Origin of the sequence: Kitasatospora paranensis (assembly GCF_039544005.1) — a bacterium.
Classification (GTDB): Bacteria; Actinomycetota; Actinomycetes; order Streptomycetales; family Streptomycetaceae; genus Kitasatospora; species Kitasatospora paranensis.
Genome location: NZ_BAABKV010000001.1, coordinates 6894396 through 6914614 on the forward strand (window position 1 = coordinate 6894396; position 20219 = coordinate 6914614).

General features: G+C 74.8%; 18 protein-coding genes and 2 pseudogenes. 12 read left to right on the forward strand and 8 right to left on the reverse strand.

Annotation, left to right across the window (positions count from 1 at the left end):
- Window positions 1-28 precede the first annotated feature (28 nt).
- Entirely contained in the window at window positions 29-898 is an 870-nt protein-coding gene (locus ABEB13_RS32745) for a 3-hydroxybutyryl-CoA dehydrogenase (RefSeq protein ID WP_345708370.1), read from the reverse strand.
- A 234-nt stretch (window positions 899-1132) separates the two neighbouring features.
- Between ABEB13_RS32745 and ABEB13_RS32750 the strand changes: the two genes are divergently transcribed.
- Complete coding sequence (locus ABEB13_RS32750) at window positions 1133-1951, forward strand: SDR family NAD(P)-dependent oxidoreductase (protein ID WP_345708371.1); 819 nt, start codon at window positions 1133-1135, stop codon at window positions 1949-1951.
- A 28-nt stretch (window positions 1952-1979) separates the two neighbouring features.
- Here the strand turns inward: ABEB13_RS32750 and ABEB13_RS32755 are convergent, their stop codons facing one another.
- Window positions 1980-2975, reverse strand: a complete 996-nt coding sequence (locus tag ABEB13_RS32755) for a ketopantoate reductase family protein (RefSeq protein ID WP_345708372.1) — start codon at window positions 2973-2975, stop codon at window positions 1980-1982.
- 105 nt (window positions 2976-3080) lie between these two features.
- Window positions 3081-3842, reverse strand: coding sequence for a polysaccharide deacetylase family protein (locus tag ABEB13_RS32760; RefSeq protein ID WP_345708373.1), 762 nt, complete (start codon window positions 3840-3842; stop codon window positions 3081-3083).
- A 267-nt stretch (window positions 3843-4109) separates the two neighbouring features.
- Between ABEB13_RS32760 and ABEB13_RS32765 the strand changes: the two genes are divergently transcribed.
- Both ABEB13_RS32765 and ABEB13_RS32770 read left to right on the forward strand, forming a co-directional pair.
- Window positions 4110-4658, forward strand: coding sequence for an HDIG domain-containing metalloprotein (locus ABEB13_RS32765; protein WP_345708374.1), 549 nt, complete (start codon window positions 4110-4112; stop codon window positions 4656-4658).
- A gap of 220 nt (window positions 4659-4878) precedes the next feature.
- Window positions 4879-5364 carry a protein-tyrosine phosphatase family protein gene (locus ABEB13_RS32770; RefSeq protein WP_345708375.1) on the forward strand — a complete coding sequence of 162 codons (486 nt, stop codon included), beginning with the start codon at window positions 4879-4881 and terminating at the stop codon, window positions 5362-5364.
- Between the two features lie 46 nt (window positions 5365-5410).
- Here the strand turns inward: ABEB13_RS32770 and ABEB13_RS32775 are convergent, their stop codons facing one another.
- Both ABEB13_RS32775 and ABEB13_RS32780 read right to left on the reverse strand, forming a co-directional pair.
- Window positions 5411-5929, reverse strand: a complete 519-nt coding sequence (locus ABEB13_RS32775) for a GNAT family N-acetyltransferase (RefSeq protein WP_345708376.1) — start codon at window positions 5927-5929, stop codon at window positions 5411-5413.
- A gap of 100 nt (window positions 5930-6029) precedes the next feature.
- Entirely contained in the window at window positions 6030-6629 is a 600-nt protein-coding gene (locus ABEB13_RS32780) for a hypothetical protein (RefSeq protein ID WP_345708377.1), read from the reverse strand.
- A gap of 239 nt (window positions 6630-6868) precedes the next feature.
- Between ABEB13_RS32780 and ABEB13_RS32785 the strand changes: the two genes are divergently transcribed.
- Window positions 6869-8017 (forward strand): methyltransferase, encoded by a 1149-nt coding sequence (locus tag ABEB13_RS32785; protein ID WP_345708378.1) that lies wholly within the window; start codon window positions 6869-6871, stop codon window positions 8015-8017.
- 33 nt (window positions 8018-8050) lie between these two features.
- Here the strand turns inward: ABEB13_RS32785 and ABEB13_RS32790 are convergent, their stop codons facing one another.
- The 3 genes and pseudogenes from ABEB13_RS32790 to ABEB13_RS32800 form a co-directional block, all read right to left on the reverse strand.
- Window positions 8051-9274 (reverse strand): beta-ketoacyl-[acyl-carrier-protein] synthase family protein, encoded by a 1224-nt coding sequence (locus ABEB13_RS32790; RefSeq protein ID WP_345708379.1) that lies wholly within the window; start codon window positions 9272-9274, stop codon window positions 8051-8053.
- 210 nt (window positions 9275-9484) lie between these two features.
- Window positions 9485-10482 (reverse strand): annotated as a pseudogene (gap, locus tag ABEB13_RS32795) (type I glyceraldehyde-3-phosphate dehydrogenase).
- A 129-nt stretch (window positions 10483-10611) separates the two neighbouring features.
- Window positions 10612-11604 (reverse strand): GlxA family transcriptional regulator, encoded by a 993-nt coding sequence (locus ABEB13_RS32800; protein ID WP_380231695.1) that lies wholly within the window; start codon window positions 11602-11604, stop codon window positions 10612-10614.
- 51 nt (window positions 11605-11655) lie between these two features.
- Between ABEB13_RS32800 and ABEB13_RS32805 the strand changes: the two are divergent.
- The 8 genes and pseudogenes from ABEB13_RS32805 to ABEB13_RS32840 form a co-directional block, all read left to right on the forward strand.
- Window positions 11656-12633: pseudogene (locus ABEB13_RS32805) on the forward strand (FAD-dependent monooxygenase); the annotation flags it as partial.
- 372 nt (window positions 12634-13005) lie between these two features.
- Complete coding sequence (locus tag ABEB13_RS32810; protein ID WP_345708381.1) at window positions 13006-13491, forward strand: DUF4232 domain-containing protein; 486 nt, start codon at window positions 13006-13008, stop codon at window positions 13489-13491.
- A 272-nt stretch (window positions 13492-13763) separates the two neighbouring features.
- Entirely contained in the window at window positions 13764-14792 is a 1029-nt protein-coding gene (gene argC / locus ABEB13_RS32815; protein ID WP_345708382.1) for an N-acetyl-gamma-glutamyl-phosphate reductase, read from the forward strand.
- 26 nt (window positions 14793-14818) lie between these two features.
- Window positions 14819-15973, forward strand: coding sequence for a bifunctional glutamate N-acetyltransferase/amino-acid acetyltransferase ArgJ (argJ, locus tag ABEB13_RS32820; RefSeq protein ID WP_345709906.1), 1155 nt, complete (start codon window positions 14819-14821; stop codon window positions 15971-15973).
- A 20-nt stretch (window positions 15974-15993) separates the two neighbouring features.
- Window positions 15994-16926 carry an acetylglutamate kinase gene (argB, locus tag ABEB13_RS32825; protein ID WP_345708383.1) on the forward strand — a complete coding sequence of 311 codons (933 nt, stop codon included), beginning with the start codon at window positions 15994-15996 and terminating at the stop codon, window positions 16924-16926.
- On the forward strand, window positions 16923-18125 hold the full coding sequence (locus ABEB13_RS32830; protein ID WP_345708384.1) for an acetylornithine transaminase: 1203 nt from the start codon (window positions 16923-16925) through the stop codon (window positions 18123-18125). The genes argB and ABEB13_RS32830 overlap by 4 nt, the downstream gene beginning before the upstream one ends.
- A 24-nt stretch (window positions 18126-18149) precedes the next feature.
- Complete coding sequence (locus ABEB13_RS32835; protein ID WP_100887465.1) at window positions 18150-18701, forward strand: arginine repressor; 552 nt, start codon at window positions 18150-18152, stop codon at window positions 18699-18701.
- Between the two features lie 289 nt (window positions 18702-18990).
- Window positions 18991-20184, forward strand: coding sequence for an argininosuccinate synthase (locus tag ABEB13_RS32840; protein WP_345708385.1), 1194 nt, complete (start codon window positions 18991-18993; stop codon window positions 20182-20184).
- Window positions 20185-20219 lie beyond the last annotated feature (35 nt).

Genomic DNA, 20219 nt, shown 5'->3' on the forward strand with positions numbered 1-20219 from the left:
GAGCCGGAGGAACGGCGCCCCGGGCAGGTCAGACCGTGGCGGTGTAGTCGTAGAAGCCGCGGCCGGACTTGCGGCCCAGCAGCCCGGCGTCCACCATCCGGGAGAGCAGCGGGGGAGCGGCGTACAGCGGCTCCTTGTACTCGTCGTACATCGACTCGGCGATCGAGACGATGGTGTCCAGGCCGATCAGGTCGCACAGCCGCAGCGGGCCCATCGGGTGGGCGCAGCCGGCCTCCATGCCCTTGTCGATGTCGGAGGCGGTCGCCACACCCGACTCGAACATCCGCACCGCCGACAGCAGGTACGGCACCAGCAGGGCGTTCACCACGAAGCCGGCCCGGTCGCGGGCCCGGATCGGCTCCTTGCCGAGCACCTGGACGGCGAAGGCCTCCACCCGGGCGGTGGTCTCGGCGGAGGTGGTCAGCGTCGGGATCACCTCGACCAGCTTCTGCACCGGCGCCGGGTTGAAGAAGTGCAGGCCGATGACCTGGTCGGCGCGCGAGGTGGCCGCGGCCAGCTTGACGATCGGGATCGACGAGGTGTTGGAGGCGAGGATCGCGTCCCGGCGGGTCACCACCCGGTCCAGCGTGGCGAAGATCTCCACCTTGATGTCCTCGCGCTCGGCGACCGCCTCGACCACCAGGTCGCGGTCGGCGAAGTCCGCCAGGTCGGTGGTGAAGGACAGCCGGGCGAGGGTCTCCTCGCGCTCCTCCTCGGTCAGCTTGCCGCGCTTGACGGCGTTCGCCAGCGAGTTGGTCAGCCGGGTGCGGCCGAGCTCCAGGGCCTCCCCGGTGGCCTCGGAGACCAGGACGTCCAGCCCGGAGCGGGCGAAGACCTCCGCGATGCCCGACCCCATGAGGCCGCAGCCGACCACTCCGACGCGCGCGATGTCACTCACTCAAATGCCCTTCACGGTGGTGCCGGGGGTGGCCCAGCAAGGTGCTGTGCAGTTCAGCGGGGCGGCGCCGGGCCGGGTCGGCCCGGGTGCGCGTCCCGCTCGACCGTACTACCCCGCGCCGCCGGGCGGGCGCGCTGGGCCGATCGGATGAGATGCGGCAGGCCGGTGCGTGCGCCGACCGGCCCCCGCCCGTCCCCGGACGAGAATGCGGTGCAACCGACGAGGGAGCACGGCATGGCGACGGGATCGCTCACCGGACAGGTCGGACTGGTCACCGGCGCCGGCCGCGGAATCGGCCGCGAGATCGCGATCGGACTCGCCGCCGAGGGGATGTCGGTCGGCCTGGTCGGCCGCACCCACGACACCCTGATCACGACCCTGCGCGAGTGCGTCCGGCGCGGCGCCCGCGGGGTCGCGGTCACCGCCGACGTGACCCGCCCGGGCGCCGTCCGGGAGGCCGTCCGGGCCGTCGAACGCGACCTCGGCCCGGTGGACCTGCTGGTCAACAACGCCGGACAGGTCGACCGCTCCGAAGTCCCGCTCTGGGAGACCGACCCGAACCAGTGGTGGCAGGTCGTCGAGACCAACCTGCGCGGCCCCTACAACCTGCTGCGCGCCGTGCTGCCCGGCATGGTCGCCCGCGGCCGCGGCCGGGTGCTCAACCTGAACTCCGGCTTCGCGCTGCGCCCGGACGGCCACTACACCGCGTACGCGACCTCCAAGGGCGCGCTGCTCCAGCTCTCCGACAACATCGCCGACTCGCTGGCCGAGCACCACGTGGTGGTCCTCGACATCAGCCCCGGCGCGGTCGCCACCGACATGACCGCCGGGATGCCGATGTTCGCCGAGATGAAGGAGTGGGGCTCCATCCCCTACGTGGTCGCGGTCGCCGTGGACGCCGCCCGCGGCCGGTTCGACGCCCTGCACGGACGCTTCATCCACGCCGGCCGGGACAACCTGGAGACGCTCGTCGCGCAGGCCGACAAGATCCGCACCGGGGACGCCCGCACGCTGCGGCTGCGCCCGTACGGCCCGCAGGACCCGATGGCGTGAGCCGGGGCACCGCGGGCCGGGGCGGCCGTCAGCCGTCCAGCAGCTCCGCCAGGTCCGCCTCGGGGAGGCCGCCCGGTGCCCGGCCCTCGCGGGCGAACGCGTTCGCCAGCTGCTGCAGCGCCCCGTTCAGCGGGGTCGGCACGCCGTGCAGCCGGCCCAGCAGGACGATCTCGCCGTTGAGGTGGTCGGCCTCGATGTCGCCGGCCTTGCGCGCCAGGCTCTGCCAGGAGGAGCCGCCGCCGCGCTCCTCGCCCTCGACCGGCACCAGCGTGACCCGGTCGCCGCGTACCGCCTCCTGCTCCTCGCGGCCGGGGTGGCCGATCCCGGCCGCGGCCAGCACTGCCTCGCCCTCGGCGACCGTCCGGGCGGCCAGCGCCCGGCGGAGCTCGCCGGTGACCGGGCCCGCCACCGCCTCCAGCGCGTTGAGCAGGTTGCCCAGCAGCTTGGCGTACTTCCAGCGCATCACGTCGTCGCTGACGGGCGCGTGGAACCGGGAGGCGGACAGGTCGGCGGCGATCCGCTCGGCGGTGGCGTCCCGGCCGGCCGGGTAGCGGCCCACGTGCAGGATGCCGCTGAGCGGGCTGCCCGCGGCGGCCACCCGGCCCGGCTCCAGGTGGGTGGACGGCAGCCAGACGCACACCCCGTACACCCGGCGGAAGCGGCGCAGGGCCAGGCGTTCGTTCTCGACGCCGTTCTGCGCGCACAGCAGCGGGAGCAGCTCGCCGGCGGTGCCGCCGCCGGCCACCGGCCGGGCCGACCAGGCGTCCAGCAGCGGCGCGGAGTGCTGGGTCTTGACGGCCAGCACGAGCACGTCGTCGGGCTGCAGCGTCAGCTCCTGCGGACCGCCGACGGCCGGGACGGGCAGGGTGCGCACGCCCTCCGGCACCGCCAGCCGCAGGCCGTTCTCGCGCAGGGCCGCCAGGTGCGGGCCGCGGGCGACCAGCACCACCTCGTGCCCGCTCTCGAAGAGCCGGCCGCCGATCGTCCCGCCGACCGCGCCGGCGCCGATGATGATGTATCGCATGGACCGACCCTGGCACGCCGTCCGGGCTCCTGGCCAGGGCCTACCGGGCGGACGCCGCTGACGGGCCGTCCGCCCGGGCGGACGCCCGGGCCGGGCCCCGGCGCCTCAGGAGCAGAGGGTGCTCGCGGTGACCGCCGTCAGACCCCGCCCGGCCAGGCCGTCCAGGATCGCCGGCAGTGCGTCGGCGGTGCCCCGGTGCCCCATGTGCAGGGCCACGATCGAGCCGCCCACCGCCTTCAGCACCCGGCGCTGCACGACCTCGGCACCCGGGTCGGTGTAGTCCCGCGGGTCCATGTCGAAGGAGAGGCAGTGCCGGTAGCCGACCTGCCGGGCCTGCTCGCGGACCATCGCGTTGGCGTACTGGGCCGCCGACGGCCGGAACCAGCGGCCGATCGACCCGGTGAGCCGCTGCAGCCGGTCGGCGCACTCGGCGATCTCGGCGTACGCCTGCTCCGCGGACATGGTGCTGATGTCGAGGTGGTTCTGGGTGTGGTTGCCGAGTTCGTGGCCGCCGTCCAGGATCCGCTGCGCCATCTGCGGCTGCTGGTCCAGCCAGCTGCCGACGACCAGCACGGTCAGGCGCGCGCCGCGCTGCTCGGCGGCGGTGAGCACCGCCGTCGCCAGCGCCGGGTCGCCCTGACCGTGGAAGGTCAGCGCCACCTCCGGCCGGTCGGGCGGCCCGCTGACCACCTCGTCCGGCGTGCCCGGGGCCAGCGAGGGCTCGGCGGCCGGCGGCGGACTCGTGGACGGGCTCGGCGAGGTCTGGCCGGGCGGGCCGGCCGCGCCCTGCCCCGGGGCGGGCATCCCGGTGGCGGCCGGTCCGTCGGTGGCCAGGTGGGCGGGGCGGCTCCGGGCGGCGAAGGACACCCCCGGGGCTCGGCGGTGGCCTGCGGCCCGGTGGGCTCGCCGCAGGCGGACAGCACTCCGCCCGCCGCGGCGAGGGCCGCGAGTCGGGCGGAGGCGCGCAGCACGGTGCGTCGGTCGACAGTCATCGCGCGACAGCCTAGGAGCGCCCCCGGCGGCCCGCGATCCGGGTGGCCCGTCCGCGTATCCGGGCGAGGTGCGGGCCTGCCGCCGTGCCGGCGCGGTACCCTTCCGCGGCGCCGGGCCCGTCCGGCCGGGGGAGGCATCCGCATGACAGGCCGTCCGTTCGAACCTGTCGCGCTGCCGGCCGAGGCGGCCGCGCTGCACGCCGAACTCGGCGCCCCGCCGCGGCTGCTCGCGCACCACCGGCTCGTCCACGACGTCGCGGTGCGGCTGCTGGCGGCGGTCGGCGCGGAGCTCGGCGTGGACGCGGACGGCGTCCGGTACGGTGCCGCCACGCACGACATCGGCAAGGTCCGGTACCCGCAGGAGCTGTCCGGGCCGGGCTCGCGCCACGAGGAGGCCGGCCGGGCCCTGCTGCTCGAACGCGGCGTCCCGCCGGAGCTCGCCCGGTACGCCGGCAGCCACGGCAGCTGGCAGCGCCCGGGCCTCGGCACCGAGGAGCTCCTGGTGAGCCTCGCCGACAAGGTCTGGAAGGGCCGCCGGCAGCCCGACCTGGAGGACCTCGTCGCGGGCCGGCTCGCGGCGGCCCGCAGGCAGCCGCTCTGGGAGGCCTTCCTGCACCTGGACGACCTCCTCGCCCCGATCGCCGAGGACGCGCCCCGCCGGCTCGCCCACCAGGCGGCCTTCCCGCTCTGATCCGGCCCGTCGAGGGCCGTCGAGGGCCGCCTGCTAGCGTGGGCCCGGCCAGGCACCGGTGTCGACTCCCCGGGCCACGGCCGACCGTGGTGTGCCGCGCCACCGCGCTTCCTGGGCCGATCCGCCCGGCGCGCGCGGACCGCCTCCCCTGCACTCCGCCTCACCCCGCACTCCGCCTCACCCTCCGGACCTTCCGTACCCTCCGACAAGGAGAACTCCCTTGCGTCCCACCCTCTTCACCGTCGACCGCCCGGCGCCGGGGCGGCTGTCCACGATGGCCCGGCCGCGCGGCGGCGACTGGCTCCGGGACGAGATGGCGGCCCTCGCCGCCGCCGGCGTCGACATCCTGGTCTGCCTGCTCACCGCCGACGAGAGCGCCGAACTCGGTCTGGTCGACGAGGCGGTGGAGGCCGTCGCGGCCGGGCTGCGGTTCGTCCCCGTCCCCGTTCCCGACCTGACCGTCCCCGATCCGGCGGCGGTGCTTCCCGTCCTGTGCGAGCTGGCCGAGGCCCTCGGGACGGGAGCCCATGTGGTGGCGCACTGCCGCGCGGGCATCGGCCGGTCCTCCCTGCTCGTGGCCGCGCTGCTGGTCCGCGAGGGCGTCGCTCCCGACACCGCCTGGGAGCGGATCGCGCGGGCCCGCGGCCTCGACGTCCCCGACACGGCGGAGCAGCGCGCCTGGCCCGCCCGGCTGGCGGGCGTCTGACGCGGCGGCACCCCGGCGGCGGCGCCCGCGGCACCCGGGCCGGTCGCTACGTCAGTTCCGCCGCGAGCAGATCCATCAGGAGGCCGTCGTGCCAGCCGCCGTCCGGGCCGCGCTCGTACGAGCGCATCACACCGACCGGGCGGAACCCCACCTTGCGGTAGCAGGCGATGGCGGCCGCATTGTCGGCGGCCGGGTCGATCACCAGCCGGTGGTGGCCGAGTTCGGTGACCAGGTACCGGGCCAGGGTGCGGACGGCGTCGGTGCCCAGTCCGCGGCCGTGCACCGCCGGGTCGAGGTAGACGTCGATCCCCGCGTGCCGGTAGTCCGGCTCGTCCTCCTCGTGCCACTGGATGGCGCCGACCACGCGGCCGCGGTACTCGATCGCCAGGGTCGGCGTCGCCGGGTCCGCCAGGTCGGACCGCACCTCGGCGGCCATGTCGGGGCCGCCGCGCCACCGGGCGAGGACCTCCGGTGTGGCGCGGATCGCCGCCAGGGCGGGCACGTCGCCCCCGGTGGCCGGGCGCAGGCGGACGGCCGCGCCGGACAGGAAGGGCCTGGTCTGCATGGCGCGAACGCTACCCGCCCGCCGCCCGCCCCGGGCGGACCCGGGCCCGCCCGCGGTGCTCGACGGCGCCCTCGCGCCCCCGGGCCGGGCCCGCCGCGGTTCAGGGTCCGGAGATCCGTACGGGCCCGGCGCCGTCGGTGACGGCGTACACGTGGTCGCCGTCGGCGGCCCGCACCACCAGCCGGCCCCCGTCCTGCCAGTGGCAGCCCCCGTACGGGCCGCCCGCCGTGCCGTTGCCGAACACGTCGAGCAGCCACCGCCGGGCCGACCAGCCCCGGCCCGTCTCCACCTCGACCGACCAGTGGACGTCCGTGCCCGGCGCGGCGGAGTGCCGCACCACCAGCAGGACCCGGTCGGACCGGCCGGGTGCGGCCTCGACCCGCACCGTCGTCCGGTCCGGCAGCGCGACGTCCAGCACGCCCACGAGCACCCGCAGCGCCAGCACCCCGCCGACCAGCACGGCGGCCCCGGCGAACGCCGTCCGCCCGCGGGTCGGCGGTGCGAGCAGCAGGGCCGCCACCAGCAGCAGCGCCGCCGCGCCGAGCAGCAGCACCGGGCGGTCCAGCAGTGCCGCGACCCTGACCCGGCCGCCGGACCGCGCCGACCACGCACCCACCGCGTACGCCGCGACCGGCAGCACCGCAGCCCCGACCAGCAGCCGGACGGGCCGCCAGCCGCGACGGTCCCGCAGCCGTCCCACGCCCGCCCGTCCGGTCCCCTGAACCACCGTCATCGTTCCCCCGAGGCCGTGCCCCGCCCCCGGCGCACCTGCGCCGCAGGCTAACACCGGGCCCGGCGGCCCCCGCCGCCGGAGGCCCGGGCGGCCTCGACCGGCCGCGCCGCCGCGCCGTCGCGCCGCCCACCGGCCTGCCGGTCCGCCGTGGGCCGGCCCGGCCGCCGGCCCGGCCCACGGCGGGCCGTCGGCTAGCCTGGATCACGATGAACCGCTTCAGCACGCCCTGGGGAGAGCTCGACCTCACCCGCTTCCCCGAGGACCCCCGCGACCTGCTCCGCGCCTGGGACGCCGCCGACGACTACCTGCTGCGGCACCTCGCGGAGAGCGGCACCGACCTGTCCGGCACCGTCGCCGTCGTCGGCGACCGCTGGGGCGCGCTCGCCACCGCGCTCGCCGCGCACCACCCGGTGCAGATCGGCGACTCCCACCTCGGCCGTCGGGCGACCCTCGCCAACCTCGCCCGCAACCACCCGGGGCAGGCCGACCGGGTCACGCTGCTGACCACGCGCGACACCCCGCCCGACCGCGTCGACGTGCTGCTCGTCCGCGTGCCGAAGAGCCTCGCCCTGCTGGAGGACCAGCTCCACCGGCTCGCCCCCGCCGTCCACCGGGACACCGTGATCGTCGCCACCGGCATGGTCACCGAGATCCACACCTCCACCCTCAAGCTGTTCGAGGCGATCCTCGGCCCGACCCGCACCTCGCTCGCCGTCCGCAAGGCCCGGCTCGTCCACACCACCCCGGACCCGGGCCTGGCCCGCACCCCCAGCCCCTGGCCGCTGCGCTACGCCCTGCCCGAGGACATCGGCGCGGCCTCCGGACGCACCGTCACCAACCACGCCGGCGTCTTCTGCGCCGAACGCCTGGACATCGGCACCCGCTTCCTGCTCCGCCACCTGCCGCGGCGCGGCGGCCCGGAGACCGTCGTCGACCTGGGCTGCGGCAACGGCGTCGTCGGGACGGCCGCCGCGCTGGCCAACCCCGCCGCCGAGCTCCTCTTCCTGGACGAGTCCTACCAGGCCGTCGCCTCCGCGGAGGAGACCTTCCGGGCCAACCTCGGCCCGGACGCGCCCGCCCGCTTCGAGGTCGGCGACGGCATGGCCGACGTGGCCCCCGGCAGCGTCGACCTGGTGCTCAACAACCCGCCGTTCCACACCCACCAGGCGCTGACCGACGCCACCGCCTGGCGGATGTTCACCGGGGCCCGCCGGGCGCTGCGCCCCGGCGGCGAACTCTGGGTCGTCGGCAACCGCCACCTCGGCTACCACGTCAAGCTGAAGCGGCTGTTCGGCAACTGCCGCACGGTCGCGAGCGACCCCAAGTTCGTGCTGCTCCGGGCCGTCCGGACCTGACCGCCGGCCCCCGGGCGCGCCGGGCGCCGCGCCCTACAGTGCGGCGGTGAACACCAGCGACACGTTGTGGCCGCCGAAGCCGAAGGCGTTGGCCACCGCCGCCCGGTGGCGTCCGCGCCGCGGGGCGCCCGCCACCACGTCGAGCTTCACCTCCGGGTCGAGCGCGTCCAGGTTGGCGGTGGCGGGCACCGCACCGTCGCGGAGGGCGAGGACGGCGGCGAGGGCGCCGACCGCCCCCGCCGCCCCGAAGAGGTGGCCGGTCATCGACTTGGTGGCGGTGACCGCGGGGTGGGTGCCGATCGCCTCGGCGATCGAGCCGGCCTCCACCAGGTCGCCGAGCGGGGTCGAGGTGGCGTGGGCGTGCACGAGGTCGATGTCCAGCGGCGACAGTCCGGCGACCGCGAGCGCGCGCCGCATCGCCCGGATCTGGCCGTCCGTGTGCGCGGCGGTGATGTGGTGGGCGTCGGAGGTGACCGCGGCCCCGGTGAGTCCCGCGTGGGCGCGGGCCGACCGGGCGGCGGCGAAAGAGCCCCGTTCCAGCACGACCACGGCGGCGCCCTCGCCGATCACGAAGCCGTCCCGGTCCACGTCGAACGGCCGGGACGCCCGCGCGGGTTCGTCGTTGCGGGTGGAGTGCGCCTGCGCCTGGGCGAAGCCGGCCAGCGGCAGCGGATGGATGCAGGCCTCGGCGCCGCCCGCCACCACCACGTCCGCCCGGCCCAGCCGGATGAGGTCCAGCCCGGTGGCGATCGCCTCGGCCCCGGACGCGCAGGCGCTCACCGGGGTGTGGGCCCCGGCCCGGGCCCCGAGGTCGATGCTGACCCAGGCGGCCGGGCCGTTCGCCATCAGCATCGGCACGGTGTGCGGGGAGACCCGGCGCACCCCGGAGGCCTCCAGGACGTCGTCCTGGCCCAGCATGGTCAACGCGCCGCCCGTCCCGGTGCCGATCACCACGGCCAGCCGCTCCGGGTCGACGTCCGGGGAGCCCGCGTCGGCCCAGGCCTCACGGGCGGCGACCAGGGCGACCTGTTCGCAGCGGTCCAGCCGGCGGGCCTGCACCCGGTCGAGGACGGTCGCCGGCTCGACCGCCAGCCGTCCGGCGATCCGCACCGGCAGCCCCGCCGCCCACTCCTCCTCGATCGGGCCGATCCCCGAGCGGCCCTCCAGCATGGCCGCCCAGGTCGAGGCGGTGTCCCCGCCGAGCGGGGTGGTGGCCCCGAGGCCGGTGACCACAACGGTGTCGGTGTCGACGCCCACAGGGTGATCTCCTTTGTCGCGTGGTGACAACCTCCCGCGTGGATCGTCCCGCGGGGTGTCGGTTCACCTGCCACTCTGCCTGCCGGATGACGGTCGATCAGGTAACGGAGCGCACGGAGTCCGCCCACCGGATCTTGTCGGGTAGCGACAACGGACGCACCGCCGGACGGGGCATCGGGCCGGGGCCGGCGCCCCGGCCCGGATCCTCGGTCAGCCGGCGGCGAGGAGTTCGAGCGTGTCGATCACACGGTTCGAGAAGCCCCACTCGTTGTCGTACCAGGCGACCACCTTGATGTGGCGTCCGTCGACCCGGGTGAGCGCCGAGTCGAAGATCGACGAGGCCGGGTTGCCGGTGATGTCGGACGACACCAGCGGGTCCTCCGAGTACTCCAGCACGCCGGCCAGCGGCCCTCGGCCGCGGCCCGGTAGGCCGCCAGCACGTCCTCACGGGTCACGTCGCGGGCGACGGTGGTATTGAGCTCGACGATCGACCCCACGGGGACGGGCACCCGGATCGAGTCGCCGGACAGCCTGCCGTCGAGGTTCGGCAGCACGAGGCCGATCGCCTTGGCGGCGCCCGTCGTGGTCGGCACGATGTTCACCGCGGCGGCCCGGGCGCGCCGGGCGTCGCGGTGCGGGCCGTCCTGCAGGTTCTGCTCCTGCGTGTAGGCGTGCACCGTCGTCATGAAGCCGTGCTCGATCCCGGCGAGCTCGTCCAGCACCGCGGCCAGCGGCGCGAGCGCGTTGGTGGTGCACGAGGCGTTCGACACGATCGTGTGCAGCTCCGGGTCGTACGCGTCGGTGTTCACCCCGAACGCGAGTGTGACGTCGGCGCCGTCCGCGGGCGCGCTGACCAGGACCCGCTTCGCGCCCGCGTCGAGGTGGGCGCGGGCCGCCTTGGCGGAGGTGAAACGGCCGGTCGCCTCCAGCACGATGTCGACACCGAGCGCGGCCCACGGCAGCTGTGCCGGCTCGCGCTCGGCGAGCACGGTGATGCGGCGGCCGTCGACGACGAGGGCGTCCCCGTCCACGGTCACCGGGCGGCCGAGCCGGCCCGCCGTCGTGTCGTAGGCGAGCAGCCGCGCGAGGGTGGCGGGCTCCGTCAGGTCGTTCACGGCGACGACCTCGAGGCCGCTGTCGCGCTCGAGCAGCGCGCGCAGCACGTTGCGTCCGATGCGGCCGAATCCGTTGATGGCGATACGAGTCATGGGTGGCGTCCTTTCGGGTTCGCACCAAGGCTCGCGCGCGGCGGGCGCCGGTGACAGCGGCTCGATCGCCACGGTCCGCAAGGATCGCGCCACGGGCCGGCGCAGCGGCGGACGGGCGCCGCAGAGGGCCTAACCGCCCTGGGTGAAGGTGCGCCGGTACTCGCTCGGCGTGGTGTCGAGGATCCGCTGGAAGTGCAGCCGCAGGTTCGCGCCGGTGCCGAGGCCGACGTCCGCGGCGATCTGCTCCACACTCCGCTGCGAACGCTCCAGCAGCTCCCGGGCCATGTCCACGCGGGCGCGCATCACCCACTGCATCGGCGTGTACCCGGTGTCCTCGACGAAGCGCCGCGAGAACGTGCGCGGCGACACCGCCGCGTGCCGGGCCAGCACGTCGAGGGTCAGCGGCTCGCCGAGCCGGTGCTGCGCCCACTCCCGGGTGGCGGCGAACCGTTCGCCGAGCGACTCGGGCACGCTGCGCGGTACGTACTGGGCCTGGCCGCCGCTCCGGTAGGGGGCCGCGACCAGACGCCGGGCGGCGTGGTTCGACGCGGCCACCCCGAGGTCGCCGCGCAGGATGTGCAGGCACAGGTCGATGCCGGAGGCGGCGCCGGCCGAGGTCAGCACGCTGCCCTCGTCGACGAACAGCACGTTCTCGTCGACCCGGACGAGCGGGCGCTTCGCGGCCAGTGCCCGGGTGTAGTGCCAGTGCGTGGTGGCCCGCCTGCCGTCGAGCAGGCCCGTGGCGGCGAGCGCGAAGGCGCCCGTCGAGATGGCGGCGAGCCGCGCACCCCGGTCGTGGGCCGCGATCAGCGCGTCGACCACGGCCGGCGGCGGGTCGTCCCGGTCCGGGAACCGGTAGCCGGGCACGAAGACGATGTCGGCCCACGCCAGCGCTTCGAGGCCGTGGGCGACCGCGTACGAGAGCCCGTCGCCGCCGGTCACCAGGCCGGGCGCGGCGCCGCACACCCGCACCTCGTACGGCATGCTCGCCCGCGTCGTGAACACCTGTGCGGGGATGCCGACGTCGAGCGGCTTGGCGCCTTCGAGCACGAGCACGGCGACGTGATGCAGGGGTGGCACTGGCACGGGGTCGAGGCTACGCGGGGCGTGGAGGCGCTTCATCCCCGTTCCGGCAGCCGGGCGTCCCGGCCCGGAAATGCAGAACGGCAAGGAGAACACGCACTGGGGGACATGGAGGCGACCGAGGACCCGGCGGTCATCGCCGCCGTCGTCCAGGACGTCCGCAGGACCCAGCTGCGGTTCGGCGCCGTCCCCGACGTGGACGGGCAGCCGGGGGTGTACCGCACCGTCGTGCCTGCCGACGGCATCGCCGAGGACCGTGCGACGGCGCCGACCCTGGAGGAGTTCCGGCAGCAGCTGCGGACGCACGCGGGCACCGACTTCGGTGTGCACGCGCCGCGCTGGCTGTCCCGGTTCGGCGACGCCACCCGGCAGGCCGAGCGGTACCGCGTCGGCCGGGTCCTCCTGGCGGGCGATGCGGCGCACATCCACCCGCCGACCGGAGAGCAGGGTCTCGACCTCGGCGTGCAGGACGCGTTCAACCTCGGCTGGAAGCTGGCCGCGCAGGTCAACGGGTGGGCGCCGCAGGGGCTGCCGGACACCTACCACCGCGAACGGCACCCGGTGGGCGCCGCCGTGCTGGACAACACCCGCGCGCAGAGCACGCTGATGGGGACGGACCCGGGGGCCACCGCTCTTCGGGAGCTGCTCTCGAAGCTGATGGACTTCGAGGAGGTGAACCGGTACATCACCGGGATGATCACCGCGGTCGGGGTCCGCTACGACCTCGGCGAGGGCCACGACCTGCTCGGCCGCCGACTGCGGGACGTGCAGCTGAAGCAGGGGCGCCTCTACGAGCTGATGCGCGGCGGCCGCGGAATCCTGCTCGACCGCACCGGCTCCCTGTCGGTGGCGGGCTGGGAGGACCGGGTCGACCACGTCGTCGACACGGGCGGGGAACCGGACGTCCCCGCCGTGCTGCTGCGGCCGGACGGCCACGTCGCGTGGGTCGGCGACGACCGGCAGGGCCTGCTCGGCCCGCTGTCCACCTGGTTCGGCGCCGCGGCCGGGTGCGGGCGCCGGGCGCGCGACCGCACGCGGGGCAGGGACGCGGCGCACGCGCCCTTCTGACTGACAATCAGTTGCCCCGGCCCGGGCGGCGTTCCCAGGAAACACCGAGAATCGTCCCAGGAATCTCCCAGCAGTCGGCAACCGGCCGAGCCCCTCCCGGTGTCCTCATCCCTGACAACGCACAGCCGGGCCGGGCGGAGGTGGCCCGCCGGCTGTCCTGACGATCCGGGGGGATCCATGCGTTCGCGCATTCTGTTGACGGTTTCCGTTCCTGCCCTGCTGGCCGGGCTCGGCCTGACGGCCTGTGGCGCCGGGGCCACGGCCACGGCACCGAAGGCCGCCGGGACGGCGTCGGTGTCCGCAGTGTCGGCGTCCGCCGCGTCGGTGTCCGCCGCGCCGACCGCGGTCCGGTCCGGTGCCCCGGCTTCCGCCGTGCCCGTTGCCGGGATCACGGCGGCGGCGGACTCCGGCAGCGCTCCGGCGCCCAAGTGCCCGGCGCGGGACCTGAAGTGGACACTCACCCGCCTCACCGAGGCGGGTGCCACCACCAAGGATCCGGCCAACGCCGAACTCGTCGCCGTCAACTCCGGCTCCCGGGGCTGCACCCTGGCGGGGTACCCGAAGCTCGAGTTCCACCTGGGCAAGGGGCCGCAGGCCGACGGGGTCGGACAGGGCAACCCCGCGCCGGTGGTGCTGGGCACGGGCCGGAAGGCGGTGATCGCCCTGCGCTACTCCGAGTTCAACGGCAAGGGGCCGGACAGCGACAACTGCGTGTTCGTCACCGCCGGTGCCGCCGAGGTGACCGCGCCGGGTGACAGCACCGAAGTCCGGGTCCCGGTGGTGGACCGCAACGGCAGGCCGGCGGAGATCACCATCTGCGGCGACGTGGTCCGGATGAGCCCGCCCGCCGCGCGCTAGAAAGTCGCCCGCAGCGGCCCGCTCGGCCGCACCCGGTCGCCCGGCCGGCACCGGCAACGGTGTCGGCGGGGCGACCGGTCCGACGTCGGCCCCCTGTGGTTCCGGCCGAGCGGGCCGGAGCGTCCCCTGCCGCGTCGGAAGCGCGTCGGGGCCGACAATGGACCCGACGGGCCGACCGGCGATCCCCGTCGCACCGGGCCGTCCGCGACGCCCGAAGCTCCTTGCATGAATGTTCCGTGGTGCGTATATTCATGCCGAGTCGAGGAGGAATCATGGCATTGCGAGTCGCCGTCGCCGGAGCGAGCGGGTACGCGGGCGGTGAGGTGCTGCGCCTGCTGCTCTCGCACCCGGAGGTCGAGATCGGGGCGCTGACCGGCGGCTCCAACGCCGGGGCGGTGTTCGGCACGCTGCAGCCGCACCTCCTGCCGCTGGCCGACCGGGTGCTGGAGCCCACCACGCCCGAGGTGCTGGCCGGGCACGACATCGTCTTCCTGGGGCTGCCGCACGGCCAGTCCGCCGCCGTCGCCGAGGCGCTCGGCGACGACGTCCTGGTGGTCGACTGCGGCGCCGACTTCCGGCTCAAGGACCCGGCCGACTGGGAGCGGTTCTACGGCTCCGCGCACGCCGGCACCTGGCCGTACGGCCTGCCCGAGCTGCCCGGCCACCGGGCCGCGCTCAAGGGCACCAAGCGGATCGCGGTGCCCGGCTGCTACCCGACCGCGGTCTCGCTGGCCCTCTTCCCCGCCTACGCCGCGCGGCTGGTGGAGACCGAGGCGGTGGTCGTCGCGGCCTCCGGCACCTCCGGTGCGGGCAAGGCGGTCAAGCCGCACCTGCTCGGCAGTGAGGTGATGGGCTCGATGAGCCCGTACGGCGTCGGCGGCGGGCACCGGCACACGCCGGAGATGTCGCAGAACCTCGCGCCCGTCGCGGGCGGGCCGGTCACGATCTCCTTCACGCCGACGCTGGCCCCGATGCCGCGCGGCATCCTCGCCACCTGCTCCGCCAAGGCGCGGCCCGGTACCACCGCGGAGAGGCTGCGGGCCGCGTACCAGGAGGCCTTCGCGGGCGAGCCGTTCGTCCGCCTGCTGCCCGAGGGGCAGTGGCCGCAGACCAGTTCGGTCTACGGCTCGAACGCCGCGCTGGTCCAGGTCGTGCTGGACGAGCACGCCGGGCGGGTCATCGCGATCAGCGCGATCGACAACCTGGTGAAGGGCACCGCCGGCGGCGCGGTGCAGTCCATGAACATCGCCCTCGGCCTGCCCGAGGAGCTCGGCCTCCCGCTGAACGGAGTCGCACCGTGAACGACACCCCCACCGACGGCCGGAACATCGGTGTGACGGCGGCCAGGGGCTTCCGTGCGTCCGGTGTCACCGCGGGCATCAAGGCCTCCGGCACCCCCGACCTCGCCCTCGTCGTCAACGACGGCCCCGGGTACGCCGCGGCCGGCGTCTTCACCTCGAACCGGATCAAGGCCGCCCCGGTGGTCTGGTCCGAGCAGGTCCTGAAGGGCGGCCGGCTGGCCGCCGTCGTGCTCAACTCCGGTGGCGCCAACGCCTGCACCGGCCACGAGGGCTTCCAGGACACCCACGCCACCGCGGAGCGGGTCGGCGCCGCGCTGGACGTATCCGCCGCCGAGGTGGCGGTCTGCTCGACCGGCCTGATCGGCGTACGGCTGCCGATGGACATCCTGCTGCCCGGCGTCGAGCAGGCCGCGAAGGCGCTCGCCGCGGACGGCGGCGAGGCCGCCGCGATCGCCATCAAGACCACCGACACCGTGCACAAGACCGCCCAGGTGACCAGCCCGGCCGGCTGGACGGTCGGCGGCATGGCGAAGGGCGCCGGCATGCTGGCGCCGGGCCTGGCGACCATGCTGGTCGTGGTGACCACCGACGCGGCGGCCGGCGCCGCGCAGCTGGACGCCGCGCTGCGCGGCGCGACCCGCACCACCTTCGACCGGGTCGACTCCGACGGCTGCATGTCGACCAACGACACGGTGCTGCTGCTCGCCTCCGGCGCCTCCGCCGTGACCCCGGACGGGGCCGAGTTCGCCGAGGCCGTCCGGGCGGTCTGCGCCGACCTGGCACGGCAGCTGATCGGCGACGCCGAGGGCGCGTCCAAGGACATCCGGATCGAGGTGACCGGCGCCGCCACCGAGGACGAGGCGGTGGACGTCGCCCGCACGATCGCCCGCAACAACCTGCTCAAGTGCGCCATCCACGGCGAGGACCCGAACTGGGGCCGGGTACTGGCCGCCATCGGCACCACCTCGGCCGCCTTCGAGCCGGACGCGCTGGACGTGGCGATCAACGGCGTCTGGGTCTGCCGCGGCGGCAGCGTCGGCGACGACCGCGACCTGGTCGACATGAGCGGCCGCGAGGTGGTCGTCACGGCGGACCTGCACGCCGGCGACGCCGCGGCCACCGTGTGGACCAACGACCTCACCGCGGACTACGTGCACGAGAACAGCGCCTACTCGACCTGATCCCCGGGGGATTGATTCACGTGCAGATCGCACCCAAGGGCGAACAGGCCCGCAGCAACGCCGCGTTGCCCAAGGCCCGCACCCTCATCGAGGCGCTGCCGTGGCTGGAGCGCTTCCACGGCAAGACCGTCGTCATCAAGTTCGGCGGCAACGCCATGGTGGACGAGGACCTCAAGTCCGCGTTCGCCCAGGACGTCGTCTTCCTGCGCTACGCCGGGCTGCACCCGGTCGTCGTGCACGGCGGCGGCCCGCAGATCAGCGCCCAGCTCGACCGGTTGGGGCTGGAGTCCTCGTTCACCGCCGGCCTGCGCGTCACCACCCCGGAGACCATGGACGTGGTCCGGATGGTGCTGGCCGGTCAGGTCCAGCGGGAGCTGGTCGGACTGCTCAACGAGCACGGCCCGTTCGCGGTCGGCATGACCGGCGAGGACGCCCACACCATGACGGCGGTCAAGCGCTATGCCGTGGTGGACGGCGAGCAGGTCGACATCGGCCTGGTCGGCGACATCGTCAACATCGAGGCGGGCGCCGTGAAGGCGCTGATCGCCGACGGCCGGATCCCGGTCATCTCCTCGATCGCGCGCGGCGCCGACGGCCACGTCTACAACATCAACGCGGACACCGCGGCGGCGGCCCTCGCCGTCGCGCTCGGCGCGGAGATGCTGGTCGTGCTGACCGACGTCGAGGGCCTCTACAAGGACTGGCCGGACTCCGACGACGTGATCAGCCAGCTGTCCGCGTCCGAACTCGACGAGATGCTGCCGACGTTGGCGACCGGCATGCTGCCCAAGATGGAGGGCTGCCTGCGCGCCGTCCGCTCCGGTGTGGGCACCGCTCGCGTGCTGGACGGACGGGTGCAGCACAGCCTGCTGCTGGAGATCTTCACCGACGAGGGGATCGGGACGATGGTCGTCCCGGACGACGAGCCGACCGTACTGGGGGGCCTGGCATGAGCACCAACTCCGCGATCACGCAGCGGTGGCAGCACGCGCTGATGGACAACTACGGCACCCCGCGGATCCCGCTGGTGCGCGGCGAGGGCGCCCGGGTCTGGGACGCCGACGGCCGGGAGTACCTCGACCTGGTCGGCGGCATCGCCGTCAACGCGCTCGGCACGGCCCACCCGGCCGTCGTCGAGGCGGTGACCCGGCAGATCTCCACCCTCGGGCACGTCTCCAACCTGTTCATCGCCGAGCCGACGGTGGCGCTCGCGGAGAAGCTGCTGGAGCTGTTCGGCCGCGAGGGCCGGGTGTTCTTCTGCAACTCGGGCGCCGAGGCCAACGAGGCCGCGTTCAAGATCAGCCGGCTGACCGGCCGCACCCACCTGGTCTCCCTGCAGGGCGCCTTCCACGGCCGGACGATGGGCGCGCTCGCGCTGACCGCCCAGCCCGCCAAGCAGGAGCCGTTCAAGCCGCTGCCCGGCGACGTCACGTACGTGCCGTTCGGCGACATCGAGGCGCTGCGGGCCGCCGTCACCACCGAGACGGCCGCGGTCTTCCTGGAGCCGATCCAGGGCGAGAACGGCGCCATCCCGCTGCCGGACGGCTACCTGAAGGCGGCCCGGGAGATCACCCGCGCCACCGGCACGCTGCTGGTCCTGGACGAGATCCAGACCGGTGTCGGCCGGACCGGCCACTGGTTCGCCCACCAGGCCTTCGACGGGATCGAGCCGGACGTCGTCACTCTGGCCAAGGGCCTCGGCGGCGGGCTGCCGATCGGTGCCGCCGTCGCCTTCGGACCGGCCGCCGACCTGCTGCACCCGGGCCAGCACGGCACCACCTTCGGCGGCAACCCGGTGGTCGCCGCGGCCGGCCTGGCGGTGCTGGAGACGATCGAGGCCGAGGGTCTGCTCGACCACGTCGGCAAGCTGGGGGAGCGGCTGCGGCACGGGATCGAGGCGATCGGCGACCCGCTGGTGAGCCACGTCCGGGGCGCCGGTCTGCTGATCGGCATCGTGCTGACCGCGCCGGTGGCCGGCCGGGTGCAGGCGGCGGCGCAGCAGGCCGGGTTCCTGGTGAACGCGGCGGTGCCGGACGCGGTGCGGCTGGTGCCCCCGCTGGTGCTCACCGAGCAGCAGGCGGACGCCTTCCTGGCGGCCCTGCCGGCGATCCTCCGGGCGGCCGCCGAGCCCGCCCCCGACGCGAACACCTGAGCGGAGTCCGGGAGAATCATCAGCATGACCGCACCCCAGTCCGACCCGTCCGCCCCCGCCGGACCGTCGCCGCAGGTCCCGCAGACCCGCACGGCGCGCCACCGGCGGATCGTGGACCTGTTGACCCGTCAGCCCGTCCGCTCGCAGAGCCAGCTGGCGAAGCTGCTCGCCGACGACGGGCTGGTGGTCACCCAGGCCACGCTCTCGCGGGACCTGGACGAACTGGGCGCGGTGAAGATCCGCAACCGGGACGGCGCGCTGATCTACGCCGTGCCCGCCGAGGGCGGCGACCGGACCCCGCGTGCACCGATGGGCGAGTCCGCCAGCGAGGCCAGGATGGCCCGGCTGGCGGGCGAGCTCATGGTCTCCGCCACCGCCTCGGGCAACCTGGTGGTGCTGCGGACGCCGCCCGGCGCGGCGCAGTTCCTGGCGTCCGCGATCGACGCGGCGGAGGTGTACGAGATCATCGGCACCATCGCGGGCGACGACACGGTGCTGCTGATCAGCCGTGACCCGTTCGGCGGCCAGGCGCTCGCCGACCATCTGATGCAGCTGGCCCAGGCCAAGGCCCAGTAGGGCCCGCCGGACCACGGCCGCACCACCCGCCGGGCCGCCCCGGCGGTCCCCACGCCACCCCGGCGACCCGACCGCACATCCGTGCGGCGGTCGCCGGGGTGGCGTACGTTCGGGGCGGGTTGCCGCGGACGGGCCGGGGCCGGCGGGTCGCGGCCGGGCGGCGCGGCGGCCGGAGGGGACCCGTGTTGTGGAATCCATACGCTCTCGTGCATACTTATGCCTATCGCCGTATGGGAACCCGCATACCGCGCGCACTGCCCTGTTCGCACCGTTTGTGAAGGAGAAAGCCGTGACCGAGCGCGTCGTACTCGCCTACTCGGGCGGTCTGGACACGTCCGTCTGCATCGGCTGGATCGCCGAGGAGACCGGCGCCGAGGTCATCGCCGTCGCCGTCGACGTCGGCCAGGGCGGCGAGGACCTCGATGTCATCCGCCAGCGCGCGCTGGACTGCGGCGCGGTCGAGGCCGAGGTCGCGGACGCCCGCACCGAGTTCGCCGACGAGTACTGCCTGCCGGCCCTCAAGGCCAACGCCCTGTACCAGGGCCAGTACCCGCTGGTCTCGGCGCTCTCCCGCCCGGTGATCGTCAAGCACCTGGTCGCCGCCGCGCAGAAGCACGGCGCCACCACCGTGGCCCACGGCTGCACCGGCAAGGGCAACGACCAGGTCCGCTTCGAGGTCGGCATCAACTCGCTGGCCCCGAACCTGAAGTGCATCGCCCCCGTCCGCGACTACGCGATGACCCGGGACAAGGCGATCGCCTTCGCCGAGGCCAAGGGCCTGCCGATCGCGACGACCAAGAAGTCGCCGTACTCGATCGACCAGAACGTCTTCGGCCGCGCCGTCGAGACGGGCTTCCTGGAGGACATCTGGAACGCCCCGATCGAGGACGTCTACGAGTACACCCAGAACCCGGCCACCCCGCGCGAGGCGGACGAGGTCGTCATCACCTTCGAGGCCGGCGTGCCGGTCGCGATCGACGGCCGCAAGGTCACCGTCCTGCAGGCCATCGAGGAGCTGAACCAGCGGGCCGGCGCCCAGGGCATCGGCCGCCTCGACATGGTCGAGGACCGCCTCGTCGGCATCAAGTCCCGCGAGATCTACGAGGCCCCCGGCGCGATCGCCCTGATCACCGCCCACCAGGCCCTGGAGAACGTCACCGTCGAGCGCGAACTCGCCCGCTACAAGCGGCAGGTCGAGCAGCGCTGGGCCGAGCTGGTCTACGACGGCCTGTGGTTCTCCCCGCTCAAGCGCGCCCTCGACGGCTTCGTGAACGAGGCCAACCAGTCGGTCTCCGGCGACATCCGGATGGTGCTGGGCGGCGGCCGCGCCGTCGTCAACGGCCGCAAGTCCGACCAGTCGCTGTACGACTTCAACCTCGCCACCTACGACACCGGCGACACCTTCGACCAGTCGATGTCCAAGGGCTTCATCGAGATCTTCGGGATGTCCTCGAAGATCGCCGCCCGCCGCGACCTCGCCTGAGCCGCATCCCCGTCCGGGCCCCGACCGCTCTCCCC